General features: G+C 28.7%; 25 protein-coding genes. 12 read left to right on the forward strand and 13 right to left on the reverse strand.

What is annotated here, in order from left to right; genetic code table 11:
* Positions 1–3: 3 nt before the first annotated feature.
* Genes METVI_RS0100580 through METVI_RS0100605 form a run of 6 tightly spaced genes read right to left on the reverse strand, consistent with a single transcriptional unit; the run spans position 4 to position 6100 of the window.
* Positions 4–1485 carry a carbamoyltransferase C-terminal domain-containing protein gene (locus METVI_RS0100580; RefSeq protein WP_017980926.1) on the reverse strand — a complete coding sequence of 494 codons (1482 nt, stop codon included), beginning with the start codon at positions 1483–1485 and terminating at the stop codon, positions 4–6.
* 4 nt (positions 1486–1489) lie between these two features.
* Positions 1490–4276, reverse strand: a complete 2787-nt coding sequence (locus tag METVI_RS0100585) for an STT3 domain-containing protein (protein ID WP_004590634.1) — start codon at positions 4274–4276, stop codon at positions 1490–1492.
* Positions 4273–4596 carry a DUF190 domain-containing protein gene (locus METVI_RS0100590; protein ID WP_004590636.1) on the reverse strand — a complete coding sequence of 108 codons (324 nt, stop codon included), beginning with the start codon at positions 4594–4596 and terminating at the stop codon, positions 4273–4275. Before METVI_RS0100590 ends, METVI_RS0100585 begins: the two co-directional genes overlap by 4 nt.
* A gap of 4 nt (positions 4597–4600) precedes the next feature.
* The gene (gene crcB, locus METVI_RS0100595) at positions 4601–4972 is read right to left on the reverse strand and encodes a fluoride efflux transporter CrcB (RefSeq protein WP_004590638.1); all 372 of its coding nucleotides are present in this window, start codon (positions 4970–4972) and stop codon (positions 4601–4603) included.
* A complete protein-coding gene (locus METVI_RS0100600; RefSeq protein ID WP_004590640.1) occupies positions 4965–5579 on the reverse strand; it encodes a cobalt-precorrin-7 (C(5))-methyltransferase in 615 nt (204 codons plus the stop codon). Before METVI_RS0100600 ends, crcB begins: the two co-directional genes overlap by 8 nt.
* A complete protein-coding gene (locus METVI_RS0100605; protein WP_004590642.1) occupies positions 5576–6100 on the reverse strand; it encodes a TIGR00288 family NYN domain-containing protein in 525 nt (174 codons plus the stop codon). The genes METVI_RS0100600 and METVI_RS0100605 overlap by 4 nt, the downstream gene beginning before the upstream one ends.
* 80 nt (positions 6101–6180) lie before the next feature.
* On the opposite strand from METVI_RS0100605, the gene METVI_RS0100610 reads away from it, so the two are divergent.
* Genes METVI_RS0100610 through argF form a run of 4 tightly spaced genes read left to right on the forward strand, consistent with a single transcriptional unit; the run spans position 6181 to position 9253 of the window.
* Entirely contained in the window at positions 6181–6468 is a 288-nt protein-coding gene (locus METVI_RS0100610) for a hypothetical protein (RefSeq protein WP_004590644.1), read from the forward strand.
* Positions 6469–6470: 2 nt separating this feature from the next.
* Complete coding sequence (locus METVI_RS0100615) at positions 6471–6974, forward strand: NUDIX domain-containing protein (protein ID WP_004590646.1); 504 nt, start codon at positions 6471–6473, stop codon at positions 6972–6974.
* A 46-nt stretch (positions 6975–7020) separates the two neighbouring features.
* A complete protein-coding gene (locus METVI_RS0100620) occupies positions 7021–8322 on the forward strand; it encodes a B12-binding domain-containing radical SAM protein (RefSeq protein ID WP_004590648.1) in 1302 nt (433 codons plus the stop codon).
* A 13-nt stretch (positions 8323–8335) separates the two neighbouring features.
* A complete protein-coding gene (gene argF, locus METVI_RS0100625) occupies positions 8336–9253 on the forward strand; it encodes an ornithine carbamoyltransferase (protein WP_017980927.1) in 918 nt (305 codons plus the stop codon).
* On the opposite strand, the gene METVI_RS0100630 is transcribed toward argF, so the two are convergent.
* The 4 genes from METVI_RS0100630 to METVI_RS0100645 form a co-directional block, all read right to left on the reverse strand.
* Complete coding sequence (locus tag METVI_RS0100630) at positions 9234–10025, reverse strand: hypothetical protein (RefSeq protein ID WP_004590651.1); 792 nt, start codon at positions 10023–10025, stop codon at positions 9234–9236. The genes argF and METVI_RS0100630 overlap by 20 nt on opposite strands.
* A gap of 2 nt (positions 10026–10027) precedes the next feature.
* A complete protein-coding gene (locus METVI_RS0100635) occupies positions 10028–10507 on the reverse strand; it encodes a PUA domain-containing protein (protein WP_004590653.1) in 480 nt (159 codons plus the stop codon).
* Between the two features lie 35 nt (positions 10508–10542).
* Positions 10543–13251, reverse strand: coding sequence for a CDC48 family AAA ATPase (locus METVI_RS0100640; RefSeq protein WP_004590655.1), 2709 nt, complete (start codon positions 13249–13251; stop codon positions 10543–10545).
* 82 nt (positions 13252–13333) lie between these two features.
* Complete coding sequence (locus METVI_RS0100645; RefSeq protein WP_004590657.1) at positions 13334–13681, reverse strand: hypothetical protein; 348 nt, start codon at positions 13679–13681, stop codon at positions 13334–13336.
* 65 nt (positions 13682–13746) lie between these two features.
* Here METVI_RS0100645 and METVI_RS0100650 point away from each other — a divergent pair, with 65 nt between their 5' ends.
* From METVI_RS0100650 to METVI_RS0100675, 6 genes are read left to right on the forward strand one after another with little or no spacing between them, the layout of a single operon-like run.
* A complete protein-coding gene (locus tag METVI_RS0100650; protein ID WP_004590659.1) occupies positions 13747–14556 on the forward strand; it encodes an MBL fold metallo-hydrolase in 810 nt (269 codons plus the stop codon).
* Positions 14553–15083 (forward strand): orotate phosphoribosyltransferase, encoded by a 531-nt coding sequence (gene pyrE / locus METVI_RS0100655; RefSeq protein WP_004590661.1) that lies wholly within the window; start codon positions 14553–14555, stop codon positions 15081–15083. Before METVI_RS0100650 ends, pyrE begins: the two co-directional genes overlap by 4 nt.
* On the forward strand, positions 15058–15780 hold the full coding sequence (locus tag METVI_RS0100660) for a UPF0280 family protein (protein ID WP_004590662.1): 723 nt from the start codon (positions 15058–15060) through the stop codon (positions 15778–15780). The genes pyrE and METVI_RS0100660 overlap by 26 nt, the downstream gene beginning before the upstream one ends.
* Positions 15781–15798: 18 nt before the next feature.
* The gene (locus tag METVI_RS0100665; protein WP_004590664.1) at positions 15799–16269 is read left to right on the forward strand and encodes a deoxyuridine 5'-triphosphate nucleotidohydrolase; all 471 of its coding nucleotides are present in this window, start codon (positions 15799–15801) and stop codon (positions 16267–16269) included.
* A gap of 8 nt (positions 16270–16277) precedes the next feature.
* Positions 16278–17495 carry a histidine--tRNA ligase gene (gene hisS / locus METVI_RS0100670; RefSeq protein WP_004590666.1) on the forward strand — a complete coding sequence of 406 codons (1218 nt, stop codon included), beginning with the start codon at positions 16278–16280 and terminating at the stop codon, positions 17493–17495.
* A 3-nt stretch (positions 17496–17498) separates the two neighbouring features.
* The gene (locus tag METVI_RS0100675; RefSeq protein ID WP_017980928.1) at positions 17499–18323 is read left to right on the forward strand and encodes a class I SAM-dependent methyltransferase; all 825 of its coding nucleotides are present in this window, start codon (positions 17499–17501) and stop codon (positions 18321–18323) included.
* On the opposite strand, the gene METVI_RS0100680 is transcribed toward METVI_RS0100675, so the two are convergent.
* The 3 genes from METVI_RS0100680 to METVI_RS0100690 form a co-directional block, all read right to left on the reverse strand.
* On the reverse strand, positions 18318–19160 hold the full coding sequence (locus METVI_RS0100680) for a serine protein kinase RIO (protein WP_004590736.1): 843 nt from the start codon (positions 19158–19160) through the stop codon (positions 18318–18320). The two genes, METVI_RS0100675 and METVI_RS0100680, sit on opposite strands and share 6 nt — an antisense overlap.
* Positions 19147–19443, reverse strand: coding sequence for a translation initiation factor eIF-1A (gene eif1A / locus METVI_RS0100685; protein ID WP_004590737.1), 297 nt, complete (start codon positions 19441–19443; stop codon positions 19147–19149). Before eif1A ends, METVI_RS0100680 begins: the two co-directional genes overlap by 14 nt.
* An 86-nt stretch (positions 19444–19529) precedes the next feature.
* Complete coding sequence (locus METVI_RS0100690; protein ID WP_004590738.1) at positions 19530–20285, reverse strand: TatD family hydrolase; 756 nt, start codon at positions 20283–20285, stop codon at positions 19530–19532.
* 54 nt (positions 20286–20339) lie between these two features.
* On the opposite strand from METVI_RS0100690, the gene cofG reads away from it, so the two are divergent.
* Together cofG and METVI_RS0100700 are read left to right on the forward strand one after the other, a co-directional pair.
* On the forward strand, positions 20340–21419 hold the full coding sequence (gene cofG / locus METVI_RS0100695) for a 7,8-didemethyl-8-hydroxy-5-deazariboflavin synthase subunit CofG (protein WP_004590739.1): 1080 nt from the start codon (positions 20340–20342) through the stop codon (positions 21417–21419).
* Positions 21397–21885 carry a 4Fe-4S binding protein gene (locus METVI_RS0100700; RefSeq protein ID WP_004590740.1) on the forward strand — a complete coding sequence of 163 codons (489 nt, stop codon included), beginning with the start codon at positions 21397–21399 and terminating at the stop codon, positions 21883–21885. The genes cofG and METVI_RS0100700 overlap by 23 nt, the downstream gene beginning before the upstream one ends.
* Positions 21886–21889: the final 4 nt, after the last annotated feature.

Below are 21889 nucleotides of genomic sequence, written 5' to 3' on the forward strand. Positions count from 1 at the left end.
ATTTCACCTCTTTATCAAATAATTCCCTAATAATAATGCATCAAAGTCAGTCCTTGAAAAGCTATTAATTGCATCTTTCTCTGTACAAACAATTGGTTCTCCATGTAAATTAAATGATGTGTTTAAAACTACTGGTAAGTTAATAGAGTCATATATGTATTTTATTATATCATAATAAATCCTGTTACTCTCTCTTTTTAACATCTGTGGTCTTGTTGTTTTATCTACATGAACTACTCCTTCAATCTCTTTAATTTTATCATCTTTAACTTTAAAAAGTAGGGTCATAAAAGGGGAGTATGTAGGATTTATAAGATAGTCTTCAACATACTCATATAAAATAGTTGGGGCAAAAGGCATAAACCAGTTTCTCTTTAAGTTTTTATTAATTCTCTCTTTATTCTCTTTTGTTGGTAAGGCTATTATACTTCTATTCCCTAAAGCTCTTGGACCAAATTCCATTTTTCCTCTAGCAATACATACAACTTTATTATCTATTATTAACTCTCCAATAACTTCAGGGATATCTTTATCTTCTATATATTCATATTTCATATTTTTTAACAAAGGTTCTACATTATTATTTTTAATCTCATAGCCAAAATAAGTATTATTTATTTCTAATCTATTTATTCTTTTATCAGATAAGCAAGCTCCTAAACATAGCCCTTCATCACCCATAAATGGAGGAACAAACAGATTATATTTTTCAGCTATTTTTGAGTTTAATTTAACATTCTGAGCTACTCCTCCAGTGAACACTATATTCTCTACTCCATACTCATTACTCAAATGATCAATAGCTTTTAAAACTACTCTTTCTAATTCTCCCTGTGCATATTTAGCAATTCTTACCATATCTTTAAAATTATAAAACTTTAGAATCTTTTTTAGCTCTTTTGTAGCTTCTGAACCAACACAGTTAAGATAATTTTTAAAACTTCTTATATTTTCTAAGTAATCAATAATCTTTAAGTCAATATTATCTTCAGCATCAAAAGCTGATAAACACATAACTTTTCCTTCATCTTCCATTGGCTTAAATCCTAAAAGTTCAGTTATTGAGGCATAAAAATCTCCAACAGAGTCTAAGTATGTTGATTGTGCTATTATCTCAAGATCTTTATTGGCTATGGATGCTAAAAAAGATAATCCATCTCCTGCCCCATCTATTGATATAACTAATGCTTCTTTAAAATTGGAAAGTTTATATAAATAAGAATGAGCAAAATGGTGATAAATATAAATAAATCTTTTATTAACTTTTTCTTGAAAATTTCTTAATTCTTTTAACCTTTTTTGTTTTCTAAATACTCCAGCTACAGTTACATAATCAAAATCTTTATTTCTTAAAATGTATTCTATAGATTTATAAGGAAATCCTCTATAATTCTTTACCCTTACAAATCTTTCTTCACTGTTAGCATGTATCTCTTTATCTATTAAAGCTGCCCCAGCATTATGTCCATCATGTATTCCCAACATATTCTCAGTTTAAATAGTTTCCATAATCTACCTTATAAACCTTAAATCCTGGTTGAACTCCATAGCTTGTAGGGTCTATTGAAGCTTTGACCAATTTTATATGCTTTAAGCCATATCCATCAAGGAAATGTAATTTTGCATATATACTATCTTCAAGATTTTTACTTGATAACCATGCATATACCATATTATTATCTATTCTAACTATTAAACTAGTGTTTGCTGACTCATTAATAACCTTATTGTAATATTTTTTATTATTTTTGTCATAGATAATCAATCTGTGTATTAATGGTTTTTCAATTTTTAATATTCTTCCTGTAGAATCTACCAAAACATTATTAGTTGATATATTCTCTCCTTTTATTTCAATTATATTAGCTATGCTGTATTTTACAGTTTTCTTTAAAATTACTACAATATCTAAACTATTATTTATTTTTATTCCTTTAGCTCTTAATTTTAAAAACCATCCTTTTTCTCTTACATCATTGGATGTATTTGGTGGTAAAGAAAAATTCCAAAAGCCAAACATACTCCATACTGAAGCAATATCAGTCATTCTATTGTAAGTTATTAAATAATCTGGGTTAGGATGTTCTGGATGTGTTGCATTTAAAACCTCTTTTGCCTCTTTATCAGTTAAACCATATTTTTCTGTTAGAATCTTATATGCAGCACTTCTATTTAAAGGAAGGATTTCATTTAATATTTCTACTGTCTTTGAAACATTGTTGTGTGTTTTATTCATCAATACTGATCCTTTTTTAAATGCCTCATCTCCACTTGTGGCGAGCATTCTTAATATCCCAACTGCAAGTTCTTCATTTGATGTAGCAAAGGCCCTACCAACCCAATAAGCCCTTGGAGAATTTTGACTACCTCCATCAAACGTAACCATCTTCCTTGTAGCCCAAGTGTAAATATGCCCATTATCCCACCAACAAGTTATAACAGCATTCTCTGGAGTGTTGTTTTTAATCCAATCTAAGCTTTCTTTCCACCCATTGTTAAATGTTGGAGGTTCTGAAAATGGAATAACTGCAGAAAGTTGTGGGATAACTATTCCAAGACATAATAAGATTGAAGCTATCTTATATATAAGCTCTCTATTCTCCCTAATTGAATTGTAAATGTCTGAAAGTTTATAAATAAATAAAACCAATAATCCAATTAATAAGGTGTATTCTGCTATAGGAACATATAAGGATGGGACTACTATTTCATAAATTTTATTGTAATTCTTTATTATCCCTATAATTCCTATTATTATTGAAAGAGATCCTAGGGTGTAGAGGATAAGAATATCTTTCCTTTCCAAGACTCTTATCAATTGCCCTACAAATATCCCAAATCCAATGACTAATGGTGGTGTTGATAAAGATGCAAATCTTATCCCTTTAGTTGATGCATAGAGAGTAACAACTAGCCAAAGAGATAATAGTAGAGAGTATTTTATATCTATTTTCAAAGATCCATATCTTAATGATATAAATGAGAAGATAATTCCCAATATTCCAAAAATTGCTAATAATGGAGAACCTACTGAAGCAGTAAATATCTCTTCCCAAGATTCTGGTTTTTCTAACTCTGCTACCGTTGTATAGACGTTTGGCCAACCTGTAGAAAGTTGATAAGTTGATAAAACTTGTTGATAACCTACAGGACTTAGGAAAGGTGAGAGGATCATATTTGCTCCATATATTATTCCTAACAAAATTAATGACCCAAAAATATAGAAAGCTGTCATATATAAAACATTTTTAAAATTACCAGTTAAAATAAATCTGAAATCATATCTTTCAAATATTTTTATGGCTATTAAATAGATTATGAAAAATATCATAATAACATCAAATCCATACCACCAACCTCCCCACATCTTCGGAGCTAAAGCTGTTGTTATTATAGCTAAAGTTAAGAATATTTCAAAAGGAATTGTCTCATTTCTTATTTTTTTAATAATTATTATAACTATTCCAAATAGTAAGAGCATAAAAGACAACATATAGAAAATCTCTGTAGCAAAAACAGTAATTTCTCCTTCAGATATATTAAGATAAGCCCCTAAAATAGCTTCAACAATTAATGACACTATTACAAATAATGAAAATATATTTTTAAAGTTTCTATTAAATATCTCTGTTTTATCCTGATAATGAAGAGCTTCTAATATAAACCATACTATATATAATATTGGTAGAACTTCAAATATTGGAGTGTCGGCGAATCCTGCACATGTTTTATATAATAAAGATGGAGCTGTTATTAATGCTATAGCTCCCACAGCTGATCCTATATAGCTATTAGTTACTCTTCTGATTATGAAAAATATGGGGATAGGTAATAACATAGATAAAACTGCTGGAACCCAAAAGGCAGCATTCATTATAGAAACAGTGTTATCAATAGAGTGCCAAATATAATAAAGAGCTAAATTAGTCAAACAAATTATTGGTGGCTCCCAACTTACTGGATGTCCTGGTGGGGCATATTGGCAAGTGTCATAAGGTAATAATTTACCATTAATCTCTTTTAGTGTTTCTCCACAATGACCATGGTTATATAAATTTTCTGTTAATCTTAAATAATAATAAGGATCTAATGCTAAAAGATACATTCTTCCATGTTCATCAGAAAATAACTTTTTTAAAAACTCATTATCTCCAGCAAATTTCATATCAGCTGTCTGTGCTCTAAGTTGAAAGCTTAAGAGCATTAACACTATTAGAATAAATAACACTTTAATCCAAGACTTCTCATTGAAAAATTTTGATATATTTTCAATCATTCTTTTTCACCCAAATATACTTTACATTTCATTACTACAATCAATCCATTGTTATTTATAACCTTATGTATCTTTGGTAACACTCTATTTATATTTTCTTCCAAATCTACACACTCTATAACTATTGGAAGATTTATAGATAATCTAAATATATCCATCTGACTTATCCCCCTAACTCCATACCCTGCCACTCCTCTAAAAACAGTTGCTCCACTAATTCCTTCTTTTTTTAATAGCTTTAAGATATATTTATAAGCAGGTTCATCATTATATTTATCTCCTTCTTTTAAATAGATTCTCAATATCTTAGCTCTTAACATAACTTCACCTTATTAAGAGAATAGCTAAGGTTCTTCCTAAGAACACCATTATTAAACAGAGAGATACATTTAAGATAATATTTATAAAAGCTTTAAGAAATAATCCCTCATCAATCATATAAAATGTTTCATATGAAAATGTTGAAAAAGTTGTTAATGCTCCACAAAAACCTGTGCCTATTAGCAACTTATATTCCATTGGTATATCTAAAAATAAAGAAGAAAACATTAGAAATCCTATAATAAAACTACCTATCATATTTACTATTAATGTCCCTAAAGGTAAGAAATCATAGGGTATTAATCCAGAAATTAAATATCTTAAAACAGCTCCAATAAATCCTCCAATCCCAATTAACAAAATTTCCCTAATCATCTTCTCCCTTATATACACAAACAGTTAAATAAGAAAATTCATCATTTAGTATATCTTTTAATTTCATTTTTCTTATCCTCTCATTCTCATATGTCAAATTTTCTAAAATATATATCTCTAACTCTTCATTAACACCATTGCTTATTAAATATTTTATATCATCTTTTAAATTGTTTGGTAAGAAGATAACATTCTCATTATTTTTTAAATATTTTAAAAGTTTATCTCTATTCTTTGGTTTTCCATGTAATGTTAAAATATGATAATCTTCCCAAGATATTTTTAATTTAGCTGCAGCTATCTGGATGGAAGATATTCCTGGAATAATAGTAATGTTGTTAATACCAATAGATTTTAGAGTTTTTAATAATCCACTAAAACAGGGATCCCCTGTAGATAATATGGCTATTTCTTTATTTTTATATCTCTCTATAGCATTTTTTAAATCATCTTTTATATTTTTCCCTAATATTACTTTATTATTATGTTCAAAAATAGATAAAGCTCTCTTACTTCCAATTAACACATCAGCTTTTTTAATAATCTTTAATGCCTTTAATGTTATAAATTCTTTATCTCCTGGGCCAATACCTATTAAATATATCATTTCTCTTCCTCTTTTTTCTTTTTTATTTTCTCCTTATCTAATTGGAATTCTTCATTTATTTTGATAACTATATCAGCTATATTCTGTAAAGCTGTAGAGAATCCTGGTTCAGCTCCTATAACTATAACTTTTTTTCCTCTCTCTTTAGCTTTTCTTATAGCTGGTAAAAAATCAGCATCTCTTGTAACATAAGCAATAGTGTCAATATTTGGATTAAAAACTAGTTCTGTAGCATCGACGGCCATCTCTACATCAACATCCCCAGCAGATATTTTTGGCTCAAATCCTTGATTTATAACTGCCTCTATCAACTTATCAGATGCATACTGATTTAAATAAACCCTACCAATAATAATATCTCCAAATTCACTTAATAATTCTCTTATTTTATCTAAATCTATATTAAACTCCTTTCTTAACATATTTGGTCCATCTATTAACAAAGCTATTTTATGATGACCCCTTTTTCTCCTAGCTTTTTCATAAAGTTTATTTGTTAAACTCTCTAACTTTTTCCACATATCACCACCTAAAAAAGAATAGAAAATTAATTATACTTTTTTATGTTATAATTTTAATTATAAAAAATTTGGTGATTTTTATGAAATGCCCATACTGTGGTGGAGATTGTATAGATAAGGATATGGTTAATCTTTATTTAAAATCTGTAGAGATGTTCTTTAAATTTCAAAGTGATAATGAACTTGTTAAAAAATACCCTCCTGCTGGAGAAATAGGAGAATGTAAAAAGACTTTTAATAGGATTTATTTATGTCCTTATTGTAAAGAACCTTTTAAAGCTTATTATAATAATGGTAAAGCTAAGATAGTATGTCCAAATTGTAAAAAAACCCTTTTATTACCAATAACAAATAGAAGTGTGTGTTAAATATGAAATGTCTATCCATTTCAGGGAAATTGATAGCTTTAAATCTTTTTGGAAAAAGATATTGTAAAAAGATAATTAGAAAAAGAGATTTGAAAAGATATAAATTATACACAACTCCTGCTATAGCTGTTGATGGAATTGTTGTTAAAGATAATAAAATATTATTAATAAAAAGAAAAAATGACCCATTTAAAGGTTACTATGCTTTACCTGGTGGATTTGTTGAGTGTGGGGAAACTGTAGAAAATGCTATTATTAGAGAGGTTAGGGAAGAAACTGGATTGGAGGTTGAAGTAAAAAGATTATTTGGGGTATATTCTTCTCCAAATAGAGACCCAAGGGGACATGTAATATCAATAGTATTCATCTTAGAGATAGTAGGTGGAAAGTTAAAAGCTGGAGATGATGCTAAAGATGTTAAGTTTTTTGAATTAAACAATCTACCAAAATTAGCTTTTGATCATAATAATATATTAGAGGATTTTCTCTCTCATAAATTTTTATAAAATTTTATGAGTAAAATATTTATTAAATAGTTATTATCTTTTACTCATGAAAAAGCGTGTAGCTATAATATATCCAAATAAGTTTAAAGCTGGTATTTCATGTTTGGCAATTCATGTATTAGCTAAACATCTTTCAAAATATAATGATTTAGATGTAAAAGTTTTCTTCTTAGAAAATTATAAGATGATAAAAAATTATGATGCTATTTTTATAACCTTACAGTATGAGATGGATTATTTTAACGCTATAAGGATTATTAATGACTTAAGGAAAACCAACCCAAAAGCTGTATTTGCTGCAGGGGGTCCTTGTGTTATGGAAAACCCTTTCCCTCTCTTAAATTATTTTGATGTATTTATTATTGGAGAAATTGAGAAAACAGATATAATGTATAACATTATTTATCATAACTTTGATTTAGATGGAGTATTTTATAAGGGTAAAGATAAAGTTAGAAGAGTTTATCCAAAGAAATTAGATTTAGAAGATTATCCTATCTATCAACCTACATCTGAAAAGGGAGCATATGGAAAGGCATTTTTATTAGAGATAGGGAGAGGATGCCCAAGAAGATGTAAATTCTGTCTAGCTAGGGTTATATATTATCCACCAAGATTTAGAAAATTGGATGATCTTATATATTTAGCTGAAGAAGGTATTAAAGTAAATAAAGTGGAAAAAATAGCTTTAATAGCCCCTTCAGTAGGTGATTATAAATATATTGTTGAACTATGTAATTTTTTAAATGAGAAAGGTGTAAAGATTTCCCCATCTTCTTTAAGAGCTGATACTATTACAGAAGAACTCTTAAAGCTCTTAGATATAAAAACCCTCACTATAGCTCCAGAAGCAGGAAGTGAAGAATTGAGAAAGTTTATTAACAAAGATATATCTAATGAAGATATATTTAATGCTGTTGAATTGGCTAAAAAGTTTGGTATAGAGAAAGTGAAACTCTACTATCTAATAGGCTTACCAGGTGAAAAAGAAGAAGATATAAAAGCTATAGCAAGTTTAACTGAAAAAATAAAAAGAGAGATTAAGAGAGTTGAAGTTTCCATAAACCCATTTGTTCCAAAACCCCATACAGAGTTTGAAGATTTTATATTTGATATAGATAGTAAGAAAAAAATAAAATTATTAGAAAAGATGCTAAAGAAAATAAGAGTTAAAGTTAGTTATGAGAATTTTAATTCTATGCTTTGCCAAGCTGTGTTAGCTAAAGGTAATGAAAGTTTAGGGAAATATTTAGATGATTATCACAAATTCTTAAAAGTTATTAAAAAAGATATAAATTGTTATCTAAACCCAAAAGAAAAACCTTGGAAAAAAATATTAATTAGATAAAAAAGGTGAAATGATGCATATTTTAGATTTGGATGTATTTAATAGGGAAGATATAATAAAAATAATAGATTATGGATTTTACTTTAAAAAACACAGAAAGAGTCATGAAAAATTATTAAAAGATAAAAATATAGCAATGATATTTGAAAAACCTTCTACAAGAACAAGAATGAGCTTTGAAATAGCAATTAATGAATTGGGTGGGAATGCTATAGTTATGCATAGCAATGAAATTCATCTAAGAAAGAAAGAGAGTATAAAGGATACAGCTAAAGTGATGAGTAGATATGTTGATTGCATAATAGCAAGAGTTTATAAACACAGTGATTTGGTAGAGTTTTCAAAACACTCTTCAGTGCCTGTAATAAATGCTTTAAGTGATCTTGCACACCCATGTCAAGTTTTAGCAGATTTAATGACAATTAGGGAATATAAGGATTTTAATATTAAATTAGCATACTTAGGAGATGGTAATAATGTTTGTAACTCATTAATAATAGGTTCTGCTTTAATGGGAATTGATATTTGTGTAGCCACACCAAGAGGTTATGAACCAAATGCTTATGCTGTATTAAAAGCATTGGAGATTATAAAAGAGTATGGAGAAGGATCAATAACATTAACTAATGATCCTATAGAAGCTGTAAAAGATGCAGATGTGCTCTATACTGATGTTTGGGTAAGTATGGGTGATAATAAAAGTATGGAAGATGTGTTAAAAATTTTTCCAAAATATCAAATAAACAAAAAACTGCTAAGTTATGCTAAAGATAATGCTATTGTTATGCACTGTATGCCTATAAATAGAGGGTATGAAATGACTGATGATGTAGCAGATAGTGAAAGATCAGTTATTTATGATCAAGCTGAAAATAGACTACATGTCCAAAAGGGATTATTTAAGTTTTTATTTACTTCTCCATCTCATTAATTAAATTTAGTGTTAATGTGTCATTATATTTTAATGCAATATTTCTAATTTTCTCTATAATTTTTGGAGTTTTATTTGTCAGATTTTTTATCTCTTTACAATATAATAATATATCTTTATAATATTTTTCTAAAAACTTTTTATTAAACTTTGAAAGTTCATAAGCTAATAATCCCTTTAATATCTTGTCATCAGAATATAAAAATGCTGGATGAATCCATATGATAATAATATCTTCACCCTCATCTACAAAGTTCTCTAATTTATGTGAATCTACAAATACATCTAAATGTGCTGAAACCCTTTTACCTATTTTAACCTCATCTAATATATCTGATAGGATATCATTAACTTTATTATCAAATTCTGCAATAGCTTTATCCATCTCTTCCTCATCCATTTCTTTCCATTTTATCATTCTTTCTCTAAATTCAGCAGTTACATCATAAGAAGGGTATGTTATTGTATAGTCAGCTTCAAACTTATAATTTTTTGATTTTTTTGATGATAAGTTTATTATCATTAATCCATCTTCAAAGTGTTTTAGATTAATATTTTTTAATTTGTATTTTCTTTCTTCTACTTCAAAGTCTTCCAAATTCTCAAAATCTTCTAATGTTCTTATATAAACCTTTTCTCCATTTTTACCTTTTAAATAAAATCCTTTAAATTCTATATCAGCTAGATCACATCTAATTATGTCCTTTGAAAATTCATCTAAATTTTTATATATATCAAATAATAATTTCTTAGCTAGTTCCTTAGCTTTCATAATTAACCACCTTCTCTTAAATACCATCCCTTATCCTTTATATTTTTAACTATTTCTCCACTATAATAACCTATTCCTAAAAATTCTCTATTTTTATTAAAAACAGCTATTCTCCCATAACCTTTAATCTTTAAAATAGAGCTTTTAAAAATATCTCTTCCATATAAAAATAGAGTTTCCCCTTTCTCATTGACAATACAATAATTATTTATAATATTATCAGCTATTAATGTAAATCCTTCTAATGAAAGTCTAAATTTCCTTTTAATTTCTCCAAAATTATTTCCAATAAAAAATACTTCATTAAAAAGTTTTAAGTTCTTTAAAACATCAGTATTTGTATAACAAACAGTTACCCACTTTCCTTCTAAAGCTATTAAATTATTAAAATTAAATTTCTCTACAAATTCTTTACTACAGTATCTTTCCAACTCCTCTTTAATTAACTCTAATTCCTTCTTTTTTAAATTTCTATATATCATAATTTTACCTAAAAATAAAAAAAGATTATAAAGTTTTATACAACTTCTCTACTTTCTTCCTTTTTTTCTTTTTTATTTGTTGTAGATCTTCCATACTCTTCAGCTAATCTCTCATATAATTTCATATCCTCCTTACTTACAGATGGTTTTATTTTTTCAATAGCCTTTAAGAAATGTTCTTTTCTAACTTTAACATCTTTTGAAGTTAGTCTTAATCTTATACTCTCAATATCTTTTAGTATATTCTTAAACTCTTCTAATGTTGTGCTAAATCTTTGTAAGATATTCTGTGTTTCTTTAATAATTTCATCAACTTTCTCAGATGACACTTCTTTGTTTAATTCTAATAGAGTATTTTCTAACTTATAAATATTATCAATTGTCTCTTTTAATTTATTTATCATATCTCTTAAGTAGTTGGATAACTTTTTAGCTTCATCTTTTTCAGATGGTTTTAGCTCAGAGTTTTCAATTATTTTTATGAATCCTTCTATCTCATTCTCAACCTTATCTAATTTCTCCTTTAATGGTTTTAATACACTAACAATTTTTGTTACTGATGCTTTTAATTCTCTAAACTCTTCTTTATCTACTTTTTCTTTCTCTTTTGTAGATTTTATAACACTGTTTAACTCAACTGCTGTAATTCTAAATATTCCTGAAATAGATTGCATATACAATATTAAATCTTTTAAAGCTTTCTCTATTTCCCAAGGTTCTCCTAATTTCTCTCTTACTGCAAGCATTGCTGCTTCTCTACAAATAGCCTCTATATCAGCTCCTGTATACCCATCTGTTTTTTTGGCCAATTCTTCTAAATCTACATCTTCAGCTAAATTCAAGTTCTTAGTGTGTATTTTAAATATCTCAAATCTTGCTTTTTCATCTGGAGGTGGAACAAGAATCACTCTATCCAATCTTCCAGGTCTTAATAATGCAGGATCAATAATATCTGGCCTATTTGTTGCTGCTATGACTACAACATCCTTAGGCTCTTCCATTCCATCTAACTCTGTTAATAATTGATTAACTACTTTATCAGTAACCCCAGTACTTATATCTCTACCTCTTTTTGGAGCAATAGCATCTATCTCATCAAAGAATATGATACATGGAGCATTTTGTCTTGCTTTTTTGAATATCTCTCTTATAGCCTTTTCACTTTCTCCTACCCATTTACTGAAGATCTCTGGACCTTTAACAGATATAAAGTTAGCTCCAGCTTCATTAGCTACTGCTTTAGCTAATAATGTCTTCCCTGTCCCTGGTGGACCAAATAGTAAAACACCTTTTGGAGGCCTTACTCCAATTTTATCAAATACTTCTTTAGCTTTAATTGGCCACTCTACAGCTTCTCTTAATTCCTGTTTAACTTCTTCAAGTCCTCCAATGTCTTCCCACTTAACATTTGGAATATCAACTAAAACTTCTCTCATTGCTGATGGTTCTATATCTTTTAGAGCCTCTTTGAAATCATCCATTGTAACTTTTAAATTATCCAATATTTCTTTTGGAATTTCTTCAGCCTCTAAATCTATATCTGGTAGAACTCTTCTTAAAGCCCTCATTGCAGCTTCTTTACATAGTGCAGCAAGGTCAGCTCCAACAAATCCATGTGTAACATCAGCTAAATAATCAAGATCTACATCTTCAGCTAATGGCATGTTTCTAGTGTGTATTTGTAATATCTCTTTTCTACCTTCCCTATCAGGGACTCCTATATATATCTCTCTATCAAACCTTCCAGGTCTTCTTAAAGCTGGATCTATAGCATCTGGTCTATTTGTAGCCCCAATAACAATAACTTGTCCTCTTCCTTTTAATCCATCCATTAAGGTTAATAACTGAGCAACCAACCTTCTCTCAACTTCTCCAGTAACTTCATCTCTTTTTGGAGCAATAGCATCTATCTCATCAATGAATATTATAGATGGTGCATTTTCTTCAGCTTCTTCAAATATCTTTCTTAAATTCTCTTCAGTCTCTCCAACATATTTACTCATAATTTCTGGTCCATTGATAACATAGAAGTTAGCTCCAGCTTCATTAGCTACTGCTTTAGCTAATAATGTCTTCCCTGTCCCTGGTGGACCAATAAGGAGTACTCCTTTTGGAGGCTCTATACCCAATTTTTCAAATAACTCTGGATGTCTCATTGGTAGTTCTATCATTTCTCTAACTTTTCTGATCTCTTCTTTCAACCCTCCAATATCTTCATATGTAACATCAGGTATTTTTGATTCAGCTATTTCTTTAACTGGCTCTTCTTTTAGCTCAACATCTGTAAATTCTGTTATTCTAACAGGCCCTTTAGGGATGGTGCTTACAACAACAAATGATAAAGCTGTTCCTAATACCCCAATAGTTACTTTAGAACCTTTGTTTAATACTTGACCCAATATTTTTCTTTTGATAAAATCCTCAAATCCAGGACCAAATCTAATTGGTTGTGTCGGAGCTAAAACAATTTTCTTAGCTTCTTTTATTTCAACTTTCTTAACCTTAACCTTATCTCCAATAGCTACTCCAGCATTCTGTCTTAAGTAACCATCAATTCTAATTACTTTTTTTCCAGCATCTTCTAAAAATCCTCTATATACAATAGCATAAGCTTTTCCTTTTGGACCTTCTATTTCTATAACATCTCCTGGTTTTAATCCAAGCTCTTCCATTGTGTATGGATCAATTCTAGCAATTCCTCTTCCGACATCTCCTTGATAAGCTTCAGCAACCTTTAACTCCATGTAATTCACCATATATTTATTTTTTGTAAAATTTATGTCTTTGAAGTTCTATATATAATTTATGGTTTTGTGATAATTATATTCACAATTCTAATATGTGGAAGAGATAAACTCTTGTAAATCCACAATGTCTACATCTAACTATTAGTTTACTTTCTGTAACCACTATATCTTGTATAGCTTCATTTTTACAGTTGAAACATACAGCCTTTTTTTCTAAGAACCAAGGTTCATATTTATGCTCTTTTTCTCTTTCTTCATTAATTATTTTTTCATCTTCTATTCCAACTCTCCTTATAATGTAATATCTTTTAGCTCCACAATTTGAACAAGTTATAAATGCTTGGTTAGGGAATATTTCAATAATCTGATCTACCTCTTTACCACAATTAAAACACTTGACCTTATATGTTAATTTCCAGTTCTCCATAAATCCACCTAATAATTATTATTAATTTTAAGATATATAAATTTTAATAAAAAAGAGGGGAGAGTTTGAGAGTAGAAATTATTTTCCTATCTTCTGGAGGAGGTAGATGGGCAACAATAACTCAGAAAAAAGCCACGGGTGGTTTTAGAATACACACTGAAAAATTAAAAATGCACATAGATCCTGGGCCTGGAGCAGTGGTTAGGATGAGTCAAATAAAAATAAATCCTTGGAATACAAATACCCTATTTATTTCTCACTGTCATCCTGATCATTATACAGATGGGGAAATAATTGTTGAAGCTATAACATATGGGATGACAAAGAAGAGGGGTGTATTTATTGGAAGTCTAACAGCTGTTGAAGGTTTTGGAGAGTATGAGAGAGTAATTTCTAACTATCATAAATCAAAGTTAGAGCTTGCTAAACCACTATATCCTGGAGAAGAGATAAAAATTTATGATTGTAAAATAAAAGCTACACACACTAAACATGGAGATCCTTTTGGTATAGGATTTAGATTAGAAACTGTATTTGGAGAGATTGGATATACATCAGATACTGAATTTTTTCCTAAGTTAATAGAGGATTTTGATGGGGTTAGAATATTAATAGCAAATATAGTTAGAGAAAAAAATAAAAAAGTAAGAGGACATTTAAATTCCAATAATGCAATAGATTTAATAAACTCTATGAGCAAAAAACCTGAATTATTAATAATGAACCATATGGGTTTGAATATGAAAAATCCAAAAAAAGAAGCTGAATATATATCTGAAAATACTGGAATAGATGTTATACCTGCTGAATTAGGGTTAAAGATAGAGCTATTGAATGGAAAATATATTTATAAACTTAAAAAGGTGAAAATTTGAAGGAAGAACTTATTAGATTATTAAAAAGTGAAGGATGTATTAAATTTGGTGATTTTATTTTATCCTCTGGTAAGAGAAGTAATTATTATGTTGACATAAAAAAAGCAATCTCTAATCCAAAAATATTAAAGATTATAGGGAAAATGATTGCTGAAAAAATAGAGGATGAAAAAGTTGCTGGTATTGAGCTTGGTTCTGTACCAATAGCTACAGCAGTTTCATTGTATGCAGAAAAACCCCTTATTATCATTAGAAAAAAACCTAAAGATTATGGAACTAAGAGTAAGATAGAGGGTCATGTAGAGAAGGGAGATAAGGTTGTTATTGTTGAAGATGTAACAACAACAGGAAATAGTGTTTTAAAAGCTGTTAAGGAGTTAAGAAATGCAGGAGCTATTGTTGAGAAAGTTTTTGTTGTTGTTGATAGAAATGAGGGAGCAAAAGAAAATTTGAAAAAAGAGGGGGTTGAGCTCATACCATTAATAACTGTAGAGGAGCTCTATGATAAGCAGAAGAATAATATTTAAAGAAACAAATATGTTAATAAAAACAGAGAACTATTTAAATATTAAGTTAGCTGAATTTATTATAAGAAAGTGTAGATTTGAGTTAGAAAATTATATTAAAACTCATCCAGAATTTCTTTATTCATTAGAACCTATAGATGTTGAGGGAAAAGGGATTATAAAATTAATGAGCATAGCTGGAAAAATAGCTAATGTTGGGCCTATGGCAAGTGTTGCGGGGGCTATAGCTGAGATGGTAGTTAAAAATACATTTGGAGACATTATAGCTGATAATGGAGGAGATATTTGTTTAAGGGCAAGGAGAGATATTAATGTTGGTTTATATTCTGGTCTCTCAAAGTTATCTGGTGAAATAGGATTTAAATTAAAAAAAGAAATGATAAAAAATATTTATGGGATAGCCACATCTTCAGCTACTGTTGGACATTCAATTAGCTTTGGTAATGCTGATTCTGTAACTGTTTTTGCTAAAAGTTCAGCAATTGCCGATGCAGCAGCTACAGCTATATGTAATGCAACTGTTGGAAAAGATAAAGAGGAGCAGATAAACAATGCATTGGAGAGGGCTGATGATATTGAAAGAATTGATGGGGTATTTATAGTTATAAAAGATTTAGTAGGGGTAAAAGGAAAGATACCTGAGTTAATAAAAACTAACAAAAAAGTAACTCTTGGGGAGTTATTTGAAATTTATTAATGTTATTGGGGATATACTATGATTATTGGACCGGAAGAAAGTAAAAAATTTTTAAAAGATATAAAAGATGAGCAAATACAACAGTGTGGAATTGACTTAAGGGTTTGGAAAATATATGAAATGGAAGGAGTAGGGGAGATAGATTTTAGTAATGAAAAAAGAAAACTACCAAATTATAGAGAAATATTTAACTCTGAAAATGATGAGTTTATTTTGTTAGATAGAGGGGTTTATTTATTAAAGGTTTATGACTATATAAAAATCCCTGAAAATGTAGCAGCAATTACCTTGCCAAGAAGTTCTTTATTAAGGATGGGAGCTACTATATATTCAGCTGTTCATGATCCTGGATATGAAGGTAGGCCAGAGTATTTATTACATGTTCTAAATCCCATAAAAATTTATAAATTTGCAAGAATTGGACAGATTGTTTTTATTAGAGGAGAATATATTAAAAATTTATATAATGGCATATATAAATATAAATAGGTGTAAAGATGTTCCAAAAACCAAGAGGGACTAGAGATTTTACACCAGAAGAAATGAAAAAGAGAAGATATATAGAAAAAAAATTAAGAGAAGTATTTGAAAGGTATGGTTATGAAGAAATACTAACTCCAACATTTGAAAGCTTTGAATTAATAGCTAAAAAAACTGGTGAAGAAATTAGAAAACAGCTATATGTTTTTAAAGATTATAGTGGTAGAGAGTTAGCTTTAAGACCTGAAATGACATCTTCTGTAGCAAGATTTTATATAAATGAGCTTAAAATTTTACAGAAACCTTTAAGGCTTTATTACTTTGCTAACTGTTTTAGATATGAGAGACCACAGTTTGGAAGATATAGGGAATTTTGGCAGATGGGTTGTGAATTGATAGGTTCAGATAAAGCTTTAGCAGATGCTGAAGTTATAAATTTAGCTATTGAAGGGTTAAAAAATATTAATTTAAGATTTGAGACACATATAAGTCATTTAGGAATATTAAAAGGGATATTTGAGAAATTTAATATTAAAGAAGATGATGAGGTAAAAATAAGGAGATTAATTGATAAACAAGATTTTGAAGGTTTAGACAATCTTTTAACAAGTATCTTAGATGATGAAAAAAAAGAGTTTATATTTGATATATTAAACTTAAAAGGAGATGTGTTAGATGAACTAAAAGAGATGCTGAAAGATTTTCCAAAATCTATTGATGCTATAATAAATTTAGAAGAAATTTTAGATTATGTTATTTATGATAATTATACCATTAACTTAGGAATAGCTAGAGGTTTGGACTATTATACTGGTATGGTTTTTGAAATATACTGTAATGGCAAACAAATATGTGGTGGAGGGAGATATGACAATTTAATAGAAACTTTTGGCGGAGAAAAGACCCCTGCTGTAGGATTTGCTTATGGTTTTGATAGGATTATGTTAAATGTAGATATTAAATTAGATGAAGAGAAATATCTAATTGTTCCAGTGAGGGGAGATAAAGAGTTAATTAAAAAGGCTCTGATAGTTGCAAAAAAGCTAAGAGATAAAGGAAAAACTGTTGAATTTGAAATTATGGGTAGAAAGCTTAAAAAGGCTTTAGAATACGCTAACAATAGAAATATAAGATATGTAGTTATAATAGGTGAAAGAGAGGTGAAAGAAGGTAAAATAACATTAAAAGATATGAAAACTGGTGAGCAAAAGATTTTAGATTTAGAAGAGGTATAGATTATGAACTATATAACACCAGAATTAGCTAAGAAAATTTTAAATTCTAAAGGAGAGATCTATTTAAATTTAGATTTAAACAAAACAAATAAGAAATTTAAAGTAATTGTGAATGAAGATAAGGCAATATTTCCTAGTGGGGAAATTGAAATTAAAATTTTAAAGAAAATAGCTAAAGATAATGCAGTTTATTTATTGGATAATAATAGACTTTATAAATTAGCTATAGCTGATGAGAGTGGATATTATAAGCTAGTTCCTACCATACCCCCAACAATTGAAATTAATGGTATTAGGATGCATAGAACTAAGGGAATTAACCCTTATGAAGATACATTAAATAAAGTAAATTCTATAAATATTAAGAAAGGAGATGTGGTTCTTGATACTTGTATGGGGTTGGGGTATACTGCAATAGAGGCATATAGGAGAGGAGCTAAAGTAATAACAATTGAAAAAAATAAAAATGTTTTAGAATTGGCTAAATTAAATCCATACAGTGAAGAATTATTTAAAGGAAATATTAAAGTTATTTTAGGAGATGCTTTTGATGTATTAAAGAGTTTTGTAGATAATAGTTTTACAGCTATTATTCATGATCCCCCAAGATTCAGCTTAGCAGGACATCTATACAGTGAAGAATTTTATAGAGAGTTGTATAGGGTATTAAAACCTGGTGGAAGATTATTTCACTATGTAGGAAATCCTGGAAAGAAATATAGAGGAAAGGATTTACAAAAAGGAGTCATGGAAAGATTAAGAAAGGTAGGATTTAAAGAGGTTAAGAAAGTTGAAAAGGCTTTAGGTGTTGTAGCTAAAAAATTATAGAGTTTTTATCATTGCTTCATCAATAGGATTTATTTCTTTTCCAGTTATCTCTTTATATAAATCTTTATAATTACAATTTATTCCTTTCTTTTTAAAAAAGTTGCATATATTTATACAATCCCTTATTAAAAGTGCATTAGCTAAGGGATGTTGTGTAATAACACTCTGTGAGAAATCTATAAAATAGATCTCATCTTCTTTAACAAGTATATTGTATTCACTCAGATCTCCATGGACAAGCTCTTCTTCATACAACTTTATCATAAAATCTTTTACTGTTTTAAAAGCATTTTCCCAATCAATTTCTACTTCTTTTAGCTTTGGTGCAGGATCTCCCCTAACACCAATAAAATCCATAACTAAAACATTTTCTCTTCTTAATCTGGCTTTTGGAGCATTTATTATAGATGAGGCCCTCTTTAAATTTCTAAACTCTTTTTCAACCCATGCATTAACTATAGCCCTTCTACTACTTCTCTTAATATGTAATCTTGGATCTCCTTGAAGATATTTTAACATAGTTTTAAAATCACAAGTGGCTACTCTATAGATTTTAACAGCTCTATACAAATGTCCTTTTCTAGCCTTTAAAACAACAGCTTCTTTTCCAGAGTTTATAACCCCTATATATTCACTTAAGTGTTTTCCAGCTAATATACTAAATAATATCATAAGTGTTCTTTTATCAAAAACCTCATTAGCCGTTTTTAATTCTTCTAAGAATTTTCTTTCTCTTTCTAATATTTCCTTTTGATATTCTTTATCCAACTCAAATTCTTCCTTATTTGATAGATATTTCTCATAATCTATACTCTCACCTTTTTTATAACAGCTCATCTAAATACCCTTTTCTCTTCAACCACTCAACTTGAGTCTTTGTATATCTCCAGATAATATCACACTTCTCATCTCCTTGAACTTCCCAAGGTTTAATTATAACAATATCTCCTTCTTTAACCCAAATTTTTCTCTTTAACCTACCAGGAATTCTTGCTAATCTAACCTTTCCATCCATACATCTAACTCTCATTCTACTAGCTCCCAACATTTGTTCTACTATAGCTAATATCTCATTTTCTTCTTTATTGGGAATTCTAACTCTAATCTGTTGTTCTTCCAAATTAATCACCTCCAAAGTTTTAAATTTAAATCTTTATATTATTAATTGTTGTTAATATAATATATTAACCTTCTCTTAATTAAAGATTATAATCTGTAAAATTTCTTTGCATTTCTATATGTTGCATCAACTATCTTTTTCTCCTCAACATCTATCTTCTTCATATATAACTTAGTCCTTGGTAATGCATAAATATCTGACTTTAAACTTCCCAAATCACTACTTAAAATAAAATTTTTATTATAATCCTTTATAATCTCTGCAGCCTCTTTATGGGTTATTTTCATTGATGGTTGAACAGTTAGACCAATATAAATATTTTTATCAATTAAATTTACTGTTTCTTTATTTATATGATCAATCATAACTAAATTATCCTTTATCTTAATCTCATCTAAAATTTTTAGAATTTCTAATAATGCTTCTCTCTTATTCTTTTCTGGTGTATGGAGTATTATTGGCATATCATAATCTTTAGCTAAAATTAACTGTTCCCTTAAAAGGTTTTTCTCATCTTCTGTTAGATAATGTAATCCTGCCTCTCCAATAGCAACAACATTTTCATTGTCTAAAAATTTAGGAAGCTCTTTTATTAAGATTTTCCAGTTTTTTGGATATCCCATGGGATGAATTCCCAATGCTACTTTAACCTCTACTCCAGCCATCTCTCCTCTTTTTACTTCTAAATTAATTAATCTATCCCAATGATCTAAATAAACTTCTGGAGTACTCATTTTATATGGATTGTGAGAGCAAGTTATAATTACCTCAATTCCACTTAATGCCATTTTTTCCAAATCTTCAAAACTTCTAACATCTAAGTGTGTGTGAGCATCTATCATTTTTATCCCCTAAATATTTAATAATTATTTTATATACATATATATGGTGAGAATTTGAAAAGGGATGAGGCTATAGAGTTTTTGAAATATGGTGATTATAAAGATATTGTATACTATATAAACATAATTAATGAGAAGTTTGAGAGGGAATATATAACATACTCAAAAAATGTTTTTATCCCTCTATCAAAATGGTGTAGAAATAGATGTGGATATTGTATTTTTAGGGAAGATATCCCTCATTTAATGAAACCAAGTGAAGTAAAAGAGATATTACTAAAAGGAGATAAATTAGGTTGTAGAGAAGCTTTATTTACTTTTGGAGAAAAAGTAGATGAAAATAAGGAAATTAAGAAAGTGTTAAACAGTTTAGGGTATAATAATGTTTTAGAATATCTTTATGATCTAGAACAGTGGTGCTTATCTAATACATCTCTTCTACCACATACAAACTGTGGTTTGTTAAGCTATGATGAAATGAAAATGCTAAGAGAGGTTAATGCTTCAATGGGATTGATGTTAGAGAATGTTTCAGAAAGATTAATGAAAACTGTTGCACATAAAAATAGCCCTGGAAAAGATCCAAAAAAGAGAATAGAAATGATAGAAAATGCTGGAAAGCTAAAGATACCTTTTACAACAGGTTTATTAATAGGAATTGGAGAAACTGAAGAAGAAATTGTAGATTCATTATTAAAGATTAAAGAGCTTCATGATAAATATGGACATATACAAGAAGTAATTATTCAAAACTTTAAGCCTAAGAAAGGAACTCCAATGGAGAATTATAAAGAACCTTCACCAATTAAAATGTTAAAAGTTATAATTGTTGCTAGGTTGATATTGGATAATACATCTATACAAATTCCACCAAATTTAAATAGGGAAACGGGACAACTATTTTTATTGGCAGGAGTGGATGATTGGGGAGGAGTTTCTCCAATAACAAAAGATTATGTAAATCCAGAAGCTGAATGGCCGGAGATTAAAAAACTTAGGGAAATGACAGAAGAGTTGGGATTAAAATTAAAAATGAGATTACCAGTTTATGATAAATATATAAGTGAAAAATGGTTATCAGAGAGAGTTTATAAAAAAATAGTGGGAGAATATGGAAATAAAAAGCTTAGCTAGAATATTTTTATTAGGAATTTATAAAAACTTAGAGAGAATATTATTTGCCAGTGATAGAGTTACTGATCTTGAGTTAAGAAAAGCAATATTAGAGGGAAAGATAAAGCTACCAAATACAGTTATTAAAGAGTTATGTATTGGTTGTGAAGGATGCTACAATGTTTGTCCTACAAAAGCTATAACTATGGAAAAGATTGAGCCAGTGAAAATATCTGAGTATATTATAAAAGATAAAGTCCCAAAAATAGATCCAAAAAAATGTGTTTATTGTCTATATTGTCATGATTTTTGTCCAGTATTTTCAATATTTAATGAAATATCCCCTATACATCCAAGAGATGTTGGAGAGTATGTAGAAGTAGATTTATCAAAGATTTTAAAAAAGAAATTAGAGATATCTGAGGAACAGTTAGAGAGATTAAGTAAGATCTTATCATTAAATTTAGGTAAACTTCTTAGGCATTAATTCA

This window comes from Methanocaldococcus villosus KIN24-T80, from assembly GCF_000371805.1.
GTDB classification, from domain to species: Archaea; AGJL01; Methanococci; order Methanococcales; family Methanocaldococcaceae; genus Methanocaldococcus; species Methanocaldococcus villosus.